The organism is Aneurinibacillus uraniidurans, assembly GCF_028471905.1.
In the GTDB taxonomy this organism is placed as follows: domain Bacteria; phylum Bacillota; class Bacilli; order Aneurinibacillales; family Aneurinibacillaceae; genus Aneurinibacillus; species Aneurinibacillus uraniidurans.
The window spans coordinates 1065460-1078675 of sequence record NZ_CP116902.1; the positions used below are offsets into that span (position 1 = coordinate 1065460).

The following is a 13216-nucleotide window of genomic DNA, read 5'->3' on the forward strand; positions in this document are numbered from 1 at the left end:
ATCGTTCTGCATTTTATGGGGTTACCAGTGTGCGAATCACCGTTTCTAATTCTTTCGGAGGGAGAACGCCTGTCTCGATCCGAGTGATTTTTCCGTGCTCATCAATAAAGACGTTCGTCGGGTAGCCCTGAACGTGATATAGCTCTGTTACATCCCCTTTCTCATCAAAAACAACCGGATATGGTACCCCGAAAAAATCCGCAAAGGTGCGTGCATTTTGTTTTTTATCATTTAGTGTTACGTTGACTGCTACGATTTCAAACTTTCCTTGATATGCTTTGTACAGCCTGATTAGCTGCGGAGTTTCAATATGGCATGGACCGCACCAGGACGTCCAGAACGAGAGTAAGACCGGCTTTTTAATAGAAGAAAGGCGTAGTGCGTGTCCGGACGCATCCATCAGGGTGAAATCTGGTGCGTAATATCCGACGGCGGCGCGAAATTCTTTTTGAGGAGAACGGAGCGTTTTCTGTTGGGTGTACAGTGTGTAGCTAAGAAGGGCGAGAATAACAGTGAGAGCTACCAGCGCTTTTTTCATAAACGGTTCACCTGCTTTTAGTTAAGATACATAATGGTTTCGCTATTGTATGGATGATTACCTTTTTGGTTTGCGGCGTTTCTCTCCGTGCAGCAGTCGATGGGCAAGAGCGGGCTGTGATGTAATGATGCCGTCTGTTCCAAGCTCGATCATTCGTTTGATTTCCGGTAAGGTATTAACTTGATATGGGACGATTTTAATGCTGTATTCTCGGCAGGCATCTACAAATGGTGCAGTTACTTCGTGGACAGGGGGATGGAGGTAGGTGCAGTTGTATTCGCGGGCGTAGTGCCATGCTTTGCGTAAATGGCCAAAATATAAAAAAGCGGTTTCCACGCCACAATTTATTTGTTGAAGCGATTCAAGACTGAGTGGATTAAATGTCGAAATGACAGTTTTGTCCTGGAGGTTGTGTCGTGTAATCGCTTCACTGACTTTTTGTTCGATGCCGTTGGAAAAGGAGAAGAAATTTTTTAGTTCAATATTGAGCATGATCGGCTTTGTAGCGGCGCGGGCCAGTACATCATCAAGAGTCGGGATGCTTAGCCCGGAAAAACGGGAGTCAAACCAGCTCCCGGCATCGAAGCGGCGGAGCTCAGCCAAGGTGTAATCGCGAATATGTCCAGGTTTCCCAAAAATACGCTTAAGGGACCAGTCATGAAAAACAACGAGCTTATTGTCGCGGGTTAGCTGTACATCGAGTTCAATGCCAGTAGCTCCCTGTCGAAGGGCGGCGGCAAAAGCTGGCATCGTATTCTCTGGGTGGGTAGCCGATGCACCACGGTGGGCATAAATCAAGAAAAAATCCTTCATACGGCAGCCTCGCTTCTGTAAATAGAATTGGTATAAGGTATGCGGATGCACATCGGAAAATGTACGAATGAAAGCAGGACAGTTATACTAAAAAGAAAGAGAATGGAGGGATAGTGTGGGTGGTGAGTGGTTTGTACAATCATTTCAGGAAGATTACTCGACGCTGTACCGGCATCGAGATGAACAGTCTGCGCGTCAGGAGGTAGAAAGTTTGCTGCGGTTGCTGCCGCTGCCGAAGACTGGTCGGGTGCTTGACTTCTGCTGTGGAGATGGACGACATTCACGTGCGCTAGCGCAGCACGGGTATGAAGTTGTTGGGTTCGATCTATCTGCATACTTGCTTTCGGAAGCTCGGTGTAAGACGAAAAAGGAGAATGTAACGTATTATCAATATGATATGCGTGAGGTGCCGTTCAATGAGGAGTTTGATGTTTTATTCAATCTCTTTACGAGTTTCGGCTACTTTGCAGATGATGCGGAAAATGAGAAGGTAATTAAGCGTATGGCGCAAGCGCTGAAACCGGAGGGCAAGCTTGTTATTGATTATTTAAATCCCGAGTATGTGCGTGCTCATCTGGTGCCGGAGTCGGTGCGGGATGTAGACGGTAAGCATATTATAGAGCGGCGTACGATTGAGGATGGATTTGTTGTAAAACAAATTATCATTACCGAGCAGGAAGAAGAGCGGACTTTTTGGGAGCGGGTACGACTGTACAGCGCAGATGAGATGGAAACGATGCTTGATCGGGCTGGGATTAAGCTGCTTGATGTATACGGGGACTATACATTGGCTCCTTATGGCCCAGAGATGAAACGGATGATTTTATTCGGTCAGAAAAAATAAAATAAAATGATGAAAAAGACGGTTTTTAGAGAAAATCGTCTTTTTTCTTTGTTCTCTCTGCGTTATAATGTTAGAAAATATAACACTAAAAGACAGGTGATCTAACATGATAGTGAGTGTTGAGGGAACGGGACAGCAGTATGAGGTGGTGAATGCTGAAGAACTTGCGAACTATTTGTGTGAGATCAAGGCGAAACGGTTATCTTATATTGCAGAGCTGCATGGCCGGATCGAAAGATATGAGAAGCGACGGGCGCAGCAGCAGGCGGCGTATCACAAGATGTCTTCGATTCGCAAGCTATTTAGCGGCAAGGCACCGGATCATCACCTGGCTGTAGAATATATGGTGTATGTCAGACAGCCGATGCAAGAGATTGCTCAGCTAACAGGCGGGAACAATGTTATTGAAGAGATTCTTGTGGTGCTTAGTGGTGGAGCAGACACTGTATGTGTACCAGTCTGGCTGTCGCAAGAAATTTTAAATCGTATGGGGCGGGAGCGGCTATGGTAGGACTCAAACAGTTTACTGCTCTTAGTACGGGCGTAGATACAATCTGGATTGTGTTAACAGCGGCGATGATTATTTTGATGGAGGGTGGCTTTGCGTTACTGGAAGCAGGGTTTGTCCGACGGAAAAATTCTGTCAGTATTATTATGAAAGTATTTGTTGATATTGCATTCGGCACGCTTTGTTTTTATGCGATTGGTTTTGCGTTCATGTACGGGAAAGACTGGTCGTCGTTTATTGGTACAACTGGATTTGGAATGAAAGGGGACTTGTCTCATCTCACATTCCCATTTAGCAAAGAGACATTTTTTATGTTTCAGGCCGCATTTGTCATTGCAGTTATTTCGATTGTATCCGGTGCTGTGGCTGAAAGGATGCAGTTTCGGGCTTATGTGCTGTATGCGGTTGTGATGACGACCGTCATCTATCCGATCTCTGGACACTGGGTGTGGGGTGGTGGTTGGCTTGGGCGGATGGGAATGCTTGATTTTGCTGGTTCGGCTGTTATTCATGCGATGGGGGGATTCAGCGCATTGGCAGCGGCGCAAATGATAGGACCGCGCCTCGATAAGTATAAAGGCAGCGAGACGCATGTTATTATACCAAGTAACATTCCGCTTGCCTCTGTCGGAGCTTTCTTGCTCTGGTTTGGCTGGTTCGGATTTAATGCTGGCTCGACCTTGAGTGCCTCAGATGTACGGATTGGACATATTGCGATGGTTACGATGCTGGCTGCTTCTGCTGGCGGTGCGGTAACGCTTTTGTATACGATGTTTCGCTATGGGCGTGCGGATGCGCCGTCTGTTATTAATGGATCGCTTGCCGGACTTGTTGGCATTACAGCGGGATGTGCGTTTGTAAGTGCAGATGCAGCGATTCTGATTGGTGCTGTGTGCGGACTTGCGATGCTTGCTGCTACGTATTTGCTTGATATATGGAAGATTGATGATCCGGTTGGCGCATTTCCTGTACACGGGGTATCTGGTATTCTCGGTACGTTGGCAGTCGGCTTGTTCGCAACCGATAAGGGGGTGCTATACGGGGGAGGCTGGTCGCTTCTCGGGGTGCAGGCACTTGGACTGCTTGTCATTTGTGTATGGGGATATGCTATGACATGGATAGCCCTTAAAGGGATTAGCTGGCTCGTACCGCTTCGGGTAACGGAGGAAGAGGAGCGGATTGGACTGGATATTTCCGCACATGGTACGATGGCGGTGAATGACAAGGATACGTTAGCGCTTGGAGAGAGGTTTAGAAGTAGATAAAATAGTGTAGGATATAAAGGAAGGTTCTTCCCTTTTCTTTGTATCGTACGTTATTAGTGGTACAATAAAAAGAGGGAGGTGTATTGTTGTGGATTACAGCAAAATGTGCCCGAAGTATGAGTCGGCGATTGAGATATTAGGAAAAAAATGGTCAGGCCTGATTATTCGTGTCCTGTTAGGGGGACCGCGAAGATTCAAGGATATTAAAGCGCAAATTCCGGAGATGAGCGATCGCATGCTGACTGAACGCATCCGTGAATTTGAAGAAGTCGGGATTATGGTACGTAAAGTGTATCCGGAAACTCCGGTACGCATTGAATATGAATTAACCGAGAAAGGTCGTGACCTGGAAGGGGTAATTGGAGCAATTCAAGAATGGGGCGAGAAATGGATGTAATAACAGAAAGCCAGACCTTTACGGTCCGGCTTATTTTGTATCCATGTAATATGTGGTTGGTTATGCGCGACCGCCGAGCTGTTGTTCAGCCATTTGTACAAGGCGTTTCGTAATCTCGCCACCTACAGAACCGTTTTGGCGAGAAGTTGTGTCCGGCCCGAGGTTTACACCGAATTCAGAAGCAATCTCGTACTTCATTTGATCTAGAGCGTTTGCAGCCTGTGGTACGACAAGATTGTTTGTGTTCGAATTTTGAGCCATGTTGTTCATCTCCTTACGAGAATGTGTTAGATTCAAGGATGTTGTGTCCTTGTACGTATATTGTCACAACTTAGATGTATGTTTACGCGTGGTAATGTTTGGAATATTGTCACAAGGGAAAACAGAACATCCGACGCTAGGATTGCGGCTTGAAGTTTGGTACGATGAGAACAAGAAATTAGTTTGGAAGGGAAGATTTTATGAACGAGTTTGTTTGCCCGCACTGTGGAAAATCAGTGGCTGGAAATCATCGTTATGAAGTAAGATGTTATCAGTGTAATCGCTATACGTATCTTACTGAGGGATTATCATTGGAACAGGAAAAAGAGGAGTTGTATAGTGCGGCCGCTCAGTATGCGTATGCGTACGTACCGAAAATCGTACGCGAATATGTGGACAAGTATGGTCTTGCTCAGTCCGGGCCGAATACGCTTCAATGGTTCCGTGACAATGAAGCGGAAGCGCTGACTCTCATCAAGTCGTTCCTTGACGAGAAACTTACGGAAAATACGCTGCATCAGCTGCATGAAGGGTATACACATGATATGCCATTCTTGTTGTATGTGCTGGATACGTTGCATTTCCCTGTGCATCGCGCACCGCTGGAGTGGGATATAGAAGGATCAGATAGTAGCGAATTCTAATGATACAAAACAGATAAAGAGAGGCTGTCCCTAAAGCCAGAACATGGCAACGGGACAGCTTTTTTTGCGATATCGACAGTGCGTAGGAGAAGGGGGGAGATCCTGGCGATCCAGCTCCTCTGCCACGCTTTGAGAGAAACTTGCATTAAGAAAAAGAAGAAAATAGCAGGAATCGGGCTAGGTGATCTGGAACTTATTACCTAGTAGATCTGTAATTTGGAAAGGGGAAGCGATATGTATAACTTGAATCAGTTCGATTTAACCAAAAAACTGGAGTCAAAATCAGACTATAAGGAAATGCTGAAAAAATATCAGTTAGAAATGCTGTCATTGCAGCGGGAATTACACAACAAGGGAATTCCGGTCATTCTTGTCTTTGAAGGTTGGGACGCTGCGGGTAAGGGGGGCGCGATTCGTCGGGTTACGGAGCAAATCGATGCGCGTGGTTTTCAGGTGCATGCGATTGGAGCGCCTAATATGGTAGAAAAACAGTATCATTATTTATGGCGCTTCTGGACGAAGCTTCCAGTCAAGGGACATATCGCAATTTTTGACCGTTCGTGGTATGGGCGTGTCCTTGTAGAACGTGTAGAGAAATTTGCTACTAAGACAGAGTGGAAACGGGCGTATGAAGAAATCAATCGATTCGAACAAATGCTTACAGACGATGGGACTCTCATACTTAAATTCTGGCTTCACATCAGTAAAGAAGAACAGCTCGACCGCTTCGAGGAGCGGCAGAACAATCCGTTTAAAAACTGGAAAATCACGGACGAAGACTGGCGCAATCGTCAGAAGTGGGATGATTATGTGACTGCGGTGGAAGATATGCTCGAACATACAGATAAGCCGAACGCACGCTGGATTGTGGTAGAAGGCAACTATAAGTGGTATGCACGGGTGAAAGTGCTGAAAAGCATCGTGAAAGCAATGCGTGCTCGCTTAGAAGAAGAAAAATAACTTATCGGGAAAGTATTGCCCTCCCTGCGCTTCGATGGTAGATTTAATTCATAAATTGTACACAAATACAGAGAATAGCGGTGAGTGGAATGATTGAAACAGTAGAGGCCCGCACCGGGCAGGAGGAGTACACGCACATCCCGGCGCGTGTGTTATATCGACGTGTGGAAGCGCTAGCGGAGGCGTTCGCAGCAGCGGGCGATGAGAAAAATGCTAGAAAATCCCGACAATTGCTTGAAAAATTATATAAAAAAGAATTTACAGTTGCGTTTTGTGGACATTTTTCTGCTGGGAAATCAAGTATGATCAATGCGCTTATGGGGGACAAGGTACTTCCATCCAGCCCGATTCCGACCAGTGCGAACGTGGTTAGCATCAAGACGGGCAAAAAATCGGCTCGCATTTATTTCAAAGACAGTGAGCCGCTTGAATTCGGGCCGGACTATAATGTGAACGAGCTGAAGCAGTATGCGGTAAACGGAGAAGAGGTTGAGACGATTGAGCTGTATCATCCATCTAATCTGCTTGGAGAAGCGATTAGTATTATGGATACGCCAGGGATTGACTCGACGGATGATGCACACAAAGTATCAACCGAATCGTCGCTTCATCTCTCGGATGCGGTCCTGTATGTGATGGACTATAACCATGTCCAATCTGAAGTGAACTTCCGATTTACGAAGTCGCTGAAAGACCGGGGAGTTCCGGTTTATCTTGTGATTAATCAGATTGACAAACATGTTGATTTCGAATTGAGTTTTGCTCAGTATCGTGAAAGCGTGATTGATGCGTTTCGACACTGGGACATTGAGCCGGATGGTGTGTATTTTACATCGTTGAAAGATGTGGATCATCCAGAAAATCAATGGCCTATGCTGCTTGCTGAGTTAGGTCGTCTGTTTGCAGCTAAAGAAGAACTGCTTATCCCAAGCATTATGCGTGCCGCACATTATTTGATTGATGAGCATGGCAAGTTTCTTGAAGAGAAGCATACTGCTGCGCGAGAGCCACTTATGCAAGTGTTGGCAGAAGCGGATGAGAATGCAGTTACTCGTTATGAAGAACTTACACAACACCTCGTTTCCTTGCGTCAGCCAGCCGATGCATTAGAAACGGAAGCGAAGCGTGAGTTGCATACTATGCTTGATAATGCACCGCTCATGCCATTTACCACCCGGGAGCTGGCACGTCAGTTTTTAGAGAGTCGTCAGTCCAGCTTCAAAGTTGGCTTTTTATTCTCTGCCGGTAAGAAAACGAAAGAAGAAAGAGATAAGCGTCTGCGTGATTTTTACGAAGAGTTGAAAGAGAATGCAGCCAAGCATATTGGCTGGCATGTAAAAGAGTTGTTGCGCAAACTTCCAGAAGCGCATGGTTATGACGATAGTGAGTTCCAAAAGCGGGTGATGGAATTCGACGTATCGTTCGGCCCGGAATTAATCGAGAACGCAGTGAAGCCGGGGGCACTAACGAGCGGCGAGTATATTCTGACCTATTCAAAAGACGTGTCTGATTCGATCAAGCAGCTGTATCGCCGTGCGGCGCAGGATGAATATGAATATGCTGTGCAACAGATGCGTAAGCAAGCCGAAGTAGCTGCTGGTGATGTGCGTGCCGAGCTTGCTACACTTGCTCCGGTAAAAGAAGCCAAGGACAAACTTGCTGCGCTAACCCGTGAAGAAACAGCGGCGGCTGCACGATTTGTAGCCATGATTGATCAAGGGGTTCCAAATGAAGCGAGTGCGCCACCGCTTCCGGGTTACACAGAACCGGAGGCAGAAAAGGTGGAAGGTGCGTCACTTCCGGCAGCAGCAAGCGGTGAAAGAGTTACGTTGCAGACACAGGCGTCTACATCTGGGATGGCTCCATCGTCTTCTGCCATTCAGAAAGACTATCGAGGGTTACGCTTGAATACAGCTGATCTGCTACGTGTAATCGCCGGGGAAACATCGGGTGTACCAGGGCTTGCCGGTGCAGGCCATGCGATGCGTCAGCGCGCAGAACGTCTAGAGAAGAATCGGTTTACCGTTGCGTTATTCGGAGCGTTCAGTGCCGGCAAGTCTTCATTTGCGAATGCCCTGATGGGAGATTTAATCCTGCCTGTATCACCGAACCCGACAACGGCTGCGATTAACAAAATTTTACCGCCTGATGAGCAAAATCCGCACGGCAGTGTGCGAGTGCGCCTTAAGACAGCGGAAGATATGACAAGTGATGTCTTACAGTCACTTGATGTATTTGATATTGCGGCAGGCTCCATCGAGGAAGCCATCCAAAAGAGTACAGCACTTAATGCGGGCGATATTCACCCGACAGCGAAGCCGCACTATAGCTTCCTGCGTGCTGTGCAGAAAGGCTACGCAGAGATTAAGAATGAGCTTGGCACAGACTTAATTATTGGACTTGAAGAATTCCAGGCTTTCGTCGCTAAAGAAGAGAAAGCGTGCTTTGTTGAATGGATTGAGCTGTATTATGATTGCCCGCTGACACAGCAGGGGATTATTCTAGTCGATACACCAGGGGCTGATTCGATCAATGCACGTCATACAGGTGTCGCATTTGAATACATCAAAAATGCGGATGCTGTACTGTTCGTTACGTACTACAATCATGCATTCTCCCATGCAGACCGTGAATTCCTGATTCAGTTGGGTCGGGTAAAAGACACGTTTGCGATGGATAAAATGTTCTTCATTGTCAATGCGGCTGACCTTGCGCATTCGCAGGAAGAGCTCGATGGTGTAGTGAATCACGTTGTACAAAATCTCGGCACATGTGGGATTGTACGTCCGCGTATTTATCCGGTATCAAGCCAGACGGCGCTATTAGCACGCATGGGTGAGAAGAATAAGCTCACCGATTCAGGTGCTGCGATTTTGCGTAAGCGTCTTAGTGTAGGAGAAACAGAGGCGCTGCCGTCAGCGGAGGAAGCACTCACATTCTCCGGGCTGCGTCATTTTGAGAAAGAGTTTATTTCGTTCACATTAGAAGAGTTAACGGGTATTGCGCTGAAAGAAGCGTTCGCTGAAGTAGAGCGTGTGATCGGTACGATGGATGAGTTGATCGTCGCAGCACGCCAGGACGCAGGTGCCCGTGCCGAGCAGTTAAGTCGTACGGAACGGAAGCGAGAGACATCGCTTGCGACCATCCGTGACCTTGATACAGCAGCAGACATTCAGGCGCTGGAGAAAGAAGTAACGGAGCTTGCTTATTACGTGAAGCAGCGTGTCATGCTCCGCTTTAGCGAAGCGTTCCGTTATGCGTTTAACCCAACGAACTTAACAGAAGCGAATGGCCGGAATATGCAGAAGCTGCTCCGGGCAAGTCTCGACGAGTTATCGCGCTTCCTGGCATTTGACTTAGCTCAGGAAATGCGTGCTACTGCTTTGCGGGCGGAAACGTTTATGGCGAAGAACGGAGAGAAGGTTACTGACCGTTTGAACAAGCGATTAGACATTGAACACTTCTTCCTTCGGGCATGGGAGCAGCCGACGTATGATACGCCAGCTTTTGCAAGCCAGCTTCCAGAAGGCACAACCGGAGATCTTGCTGCAGCACTTAGTCTGTTTAAAAATCCAAAGCAGTTCTTTGAGCAGGGTGGACAGGATAAGATGAAAGATACGCTTGAGCAGCGTTATCAGGTGCCGGTACAGGCGTATGTGGATGGTGCAGCGCATGTACTGCATGATTATTATGTTCCTGCTTTCCGTACGCAGCTTGAGCAGCTTGCGGAGCGGGCTGTGCAGGAAGTGGAAGAGCACTTTGCAGGTTTGATTGCGGTACTGAGCACAGACATTGATGTAGAGGGTCTTGCATCTCTTCGTCAAGCTATTGCAGGACGGATTCAGACAGCAAGAGCTGAAATGGACATATAGAAGAGATGTTATAAAAATAACAAAACGAGCGCCTATTTTAGATTCGGGCGCTCGTTTTGTTTGTTCTATACACCGTACTGTCGGGCCAGCATTGTGTCAAATATTGTATCGATTCGATCTTCTTCAGTTGCTTCAGGTACATGAAGTTGTTGTGCAGTCAGTTTATGTGAAGCTGACTGTTTTTCTTGCGGCATAGTACGCGAATGAGGGACCAGATCTGCCAGGTCGTATTTGCACGTTTCAATGATTTCATCCCAATTTGCAAAACTCACGGAATGATTCTCCCTTCTTTATTTGGAATCATGCGTAATACGAATAGGACAAATAGGTGTCTCTTCCCTTTGCTGTTTTTATCATTATAAAGAGATTGCTGACAAATAGCAATTTATATTTCTGAATTTTCTTTTAAATGTAGTGATATAAAATCCCGCTATCACTTATGTGAGAGCGGGATTGGAGAAATATCGTTATGCAATGTCATGAGACTCTGAATAGGTCGGAGATATACGGGAGAAAACTCCACCAATCACTGCGCCTACAAGAGCCGGAATTACCCATCCGAGTCCAAACGTCATGAAGGTGCTCAGAACGGGAATCTGGCTCAATGCGTCTGTGATCGAGGCAACATTTACACCAGTTGCTCCAATTCCATCAAGAAGGGAGAGCGGAGCTGCACCGATAACCGCACCGATGTATACACCACGACGTCCCTGGAAAAGGGAGTTGGATAATGTTAACACGATCAGCACGATGGCGAGTGGATATAGTGTCACAAGAATTGGAACTGAAATTTTCAGAATCGTAGAGAGACCGAAGTTAGCAATAATTAAGCTTGCTACGGTGAATACGACAAGCATTGCACGATAAGATACTTTGTTTTCAGTTAGACGAGAGAAGAATTCTGCACAGCTTGTAATCAGACCAACTGCTGTTGTCAGGCAGGCAAATGTAATGGCCAGTGCAAGAAGAATGAGGCCGACTGAGCCGAGCAGACGCTTAGATAGTATCGTAATAAGTTCACCGCCATTCGCGTATGTACCTACGGCTGGTCCGCTTGTAGCTCCCATATAAGCAAGGCCGACATACAGTAGACCAAGACCAATAACAGCAATGAGACCAGCTTGTACGATCAGTTTAGCCTGCTTACTACGGTTCGTGACTCCGCGCTCGGCTACCGCAGCAGCGATTACACCACCGAATACGAGAGAGGCCAGGGCATCCATTGTATTATATCCTTCTAGGAATCCTTTAGAGAACGGATTTGGCAGGGCGGATGCCTGTGCTTCACTGAGTGGATTTACAGCACCGCGAATTAAGAGAATAGCCAGCAGTACGATCATAAACGGTGTAATAATTTTACCAAAACGGTCAACAAGCTTGCCTGGATTAAGGCACAGCCAGTATGCTACTCCAAAAAACACAAACGTATACAGGAACAACGACCAGGAAGATGTACGGAACGCTTCCGGAAGAAATGGTGCCAGACTAATTTCATACGCTACTGCACCTGTACGTGGAATCGCAAGCAGTGGACCGATTGCAAGATATGTAAGTACAGAGAAAATAATCGAAAAGAGCGGATGAACACGATTAGCGATATACTGGATGCCACCGCCCGCACGTGCGACAGCGGCAACGCCTAAGAGTGGGAGTCCAACGCCTGTAATTAGAAATCCACTTACCGCACGCCACATATCTATGCCGGCGTCATGGCCGAGCGTGGGTGGGAAAATAATGTTGCCAGCGCCAAGGAACAGAGAGAATGTCATAAGTCCGATGGCCAGAATTTCCTTGAAAGATAATGACTGATTCATAATGCCTCCTAAAACAAAAAAGAATATTTGGATAATTTAATCCATGCTGAAAATTCCATTTTCAATAAAGCTTAATTATCATAACACATTTTATTTATAAATAAAATCAAAAATATTACTTTTTAAATCTTTACAATTTTCTTATATAAATCGAAGAGGCCAGCGGGATAAAGAAAAGCTGAGAAATCCACGTTTTTTACGAGTGACGAACTCCAGAAAACCGATCTTTTCATCAGTATCAACGAGGAATGTATTTTTGCGGATCAAGAAGACATCTTCACTTTTTATGTGATAAAAAATATTTTCTTCTTCGTCAAAAAAAGAAATGCTATGGGTAGAGTGACAAATGGCAGCACTACGCAGGCGAATGCATGCTCCTTGATGAATGAGGGGCCACTGAAAAAATCCGAGTGTTGTCTGCTCTGTATACTGACGGTAGGCAGAAAGTGGAACGACCGATAGATAGAGTGTACAAGGTTTATTTTTTTCTTCTAGTATTTGTGCTACCTGGAGTATTTCCGTGACATCGTGCGTAATATTTACAGAGCGGCTGGGAAGCATAAAAGTCTCCTTTATTATGTAGATAATGGGTTTATTCGCAAGTATGTCCGAAGGGAGGAGATCGTAATCAACCTGAATAATTATGAATATTTAAACATTACGAAATCGCATAAATAATGCTAGGTTCACTGTAACAAATTTGTTACAATCGACGTAACAAAGTTGAAAATTTGAATGGTTGGAGGGTTAAATGATGCCAGAGACGCAATTGAAAGAAATCTGTGAGGAAGCATATACGAGGCTGAAAAAAGTTTGTATAGAGTTGGAGAAGTTTTTGAATTCCACTACGCTTGCCAATCTTGTCCAGAACTCGTCAGACCCGGAACAGTATGAAGCTTACTATCGCAGCTACCTATCTGATCTTCGTCACTTACTAGTAAATAGTGAAAACGCTTACGAAAAGCTAGGGATTTGCTTGCGTCGTGCACAATTTAACAAGGAATTTGCTCAAGAAGTGCTGTATCTTGTCTATCATACTTGTGTGAATACATTCTTCTATCCAAAAGGCGAAGTATACGAAGAGGACGGACGTAATTCCTATACAGGTCGTGATGCTATTATCTTCCATAAAGAAGTGACACCGGAATTGAAAAGTCTGACTCTCGGAATGTCTAAAGCGTTTGAATATTTGCGTGATGAACTTCAATATTATGAAACGGATTATGTAACGATGAAGCGGATGAGCGCGGCACGCTAGATCGTAAAAAAACACCCTGTCAATACGATGACAGGGTGTTTT

Annotated in this window: 14 protein-coding genes; 8 read left to right on the forward strand and 6 right to left on the reverse strand. The window is 45.9% G+C overall.

What is annotated here, in order from left to right:
• Positions 1-13 precede the first annotated feature (13 nt).
• Both PO771_RS05345 and PO771_RS05350 read right to left on the reverse strand, forming a co-directional pair.
• Positions 14-538, reverse strand: a complete 525-nt coding sequence (locus tag PO771_RS05345; RefSeq protein WP_272562242.1) for a TlpA family protein disulfide reductase — start codon at positions 536-538, stop codon at positions 14-16.
• A 57-nt stretch (positions 539-595) separates the two neighbouring features.
• Positions 596-1351: a glycerophosphodiester phosphodiesterase gene (locus PO771_RS05350; RefSeq protein ID WP_272562243.1), complete on the reverse strand. Its 756-nt coding sequence runs from the start codon at positions 1349-1351 to the stop codon at positions 596-598.
• Positions 1352-1466: 115 nt separating this feature from the next.
• Between PO771_RS05350 and PO771_RS05355 the strand changes: the two genes are divergently transcribed.
• The 4 genes from PO771_RS05355 (at position 1467) to PO771_RS05370 (ending at position 4365) form a co-directional block, all read left to right on the forward strand.
• Entirely contained in the window at positions 1467-2195 is a 729-nt protein-coding gene (locus PO771_RS05355) for a class I SAM-dependent methyltransferase (protein ID WP_272562244.1), read from the forward strand.
• Positions 2196-2301: 106 nt separating this feature from the next.
• Entirely contained in the window at positions 2302-2706 is a 405-nt protein-coding gene (locus tag PO771_RS05360) for a hypothetical protein (protein ID WP_272562245.1), read from the forward strand.
• The gene (locus PO771_RS05365; protein WP_272562246.1) at positions 2700-3968 is read left to right on the forward strand and encodes an ammonium transporter; all 1269 of its coding nucleotides are present in this window, start codon (positions 2700-2702) and stop codon (positions 3966-3968) included. The genes PO771_RS05360 and PO771_RS05365 overlap by 7 nt, the downstream gene beginning before the upstream one ends.
• An 88-nt stretch (positions 3969-4056) precedes the next feature.
• Positions 4057-4365 carry a winged helix-turn-helix transcriptional regulator gene (locus tag PO771_RS05370; RefSeq protein WP_272562247.1) on the forward strand — a complete coding sequence of 103 codons (309 nt, stop codon included), beginning with the start codon at positions 4057-4059 and terminating at the stop codon, positions 4363-4365.
• Positions 4366-4425: 60 nt separating this feature from the next.
• On the opposite strand, the gene PO771_RS05375 is transcribed toward PO771_RS05370, so the two are convergent.
• Positions 4426-4626: an alpha/beta-type small acid-soluble spore protein gene (locus PO771_RS05375; protein ID WP_272562248.1), complete on the reverse strand. Its 201-nt coding sequence runs from the start codon at positions 4624-4626 to the stop codon at positions 4426-4428.
• A gap of 200 nt (positions 4627-4826) precedes the next feature.
• On the opposite strand from PO771_RS05375, the gene PO771_RS05380 reads away from it, so the two are divergent.
• The 3 genes from PO771_RS05380 to PO771_RS05390 all read left to right on the forward strand — a co-directional run bounded on the left by PO771_RS05380 (position 4827) and on the right by PO771_RS05390 (position 10102).
• Positions 4827-5270 carry a hypothetical protein gene (locus tag PO771_RS05380; RefSeq protein ID WP_272562249.1) on the forward strand — a complete coding sequence of 148 codons (444 nt, stop codon included), beginning with the start codon at positions 4827-4829 and terminating at the stop codon, positions 5268-5270.
• Between the two features lie 234 nt (positions 5271-5504).
• Positions 5505-6230, forward strand: a complete 726-nt coding sequence (locus PO771_RS05385; RefSeq protein WP_272562250.1) for a polyphosphate kinase 2 family protein — start codon at positions 5505-5507, stop codon at positions 6228-6230.
• A gap of 89 nt (positions 6231-6319) precedes the next feature.
• On the forward strand, positions 6320-10102 hold the full coding sequence (locus tag PO771_RS05390; protein ID WP_272562251.1) for a dynamin family protein: 3783 nt from the start codon (positions 6320-6322) through the stop codon (positions 10100-10102).
• 65 nt (positions 10103-10167) lie between these two features.
• Here the strand turns inward: PO771_RS05390 and PO771_RS05395 are convergent, their stop codons facing one another.
• From PO771_RS05395 to PO771_RS05405, 3 genes are all read right to left on the reverse strand, one after another.
• A complete protein-coding gene (locus PO771_RS05395) occupies positions 10168-10374 on the reverse strand; it encodes a hypothetical protein (RefSeq protein ID WP_272562252.1) in 207 nt (68 codons plus the stop codon).
• Positions 10375-10569: 195 nt separating this feature from the next.
• Positions 10570-11916, reverse strand: a complete 1347-nt coding sequence (brnQ, locus tag PO771_RS05400; RefSeq protein WP_272562253.1) for a branched-chain amino acid transport system II carrier protein — start codon at positions 11914-11916, stop codon at positions 10570-10572.
• Positions 11917-12057: 141 nt separating this feature from the next.
• Positions 12058-12477: a hypothetical protein gene (locus PO771_RS05405; protein WP_272562254.1), complete on the reverse strand. Its 420-nt coding sequence runs from the start codon at positions 12475-12477 to the stop codon at positions 12058-12060.
• A gap of 193 nt (positions 12478-12670) precedes the next feature.
• Between PO771_RS05405 and PO771_RS05410 the strand changes: the two genes are divergently transcribed.
• Positions 12671-13174, forward strand: coding sequence for a DUF3907 family protein (locus tag PO771_RS05410; RefSeq protein ID WP_272563103.1), 504 nt, complete (start codon positions 12671-12673; stop codon positions 13172-13174).
• Positions 13175-13216: the final 42 nt, after the last annotated feature.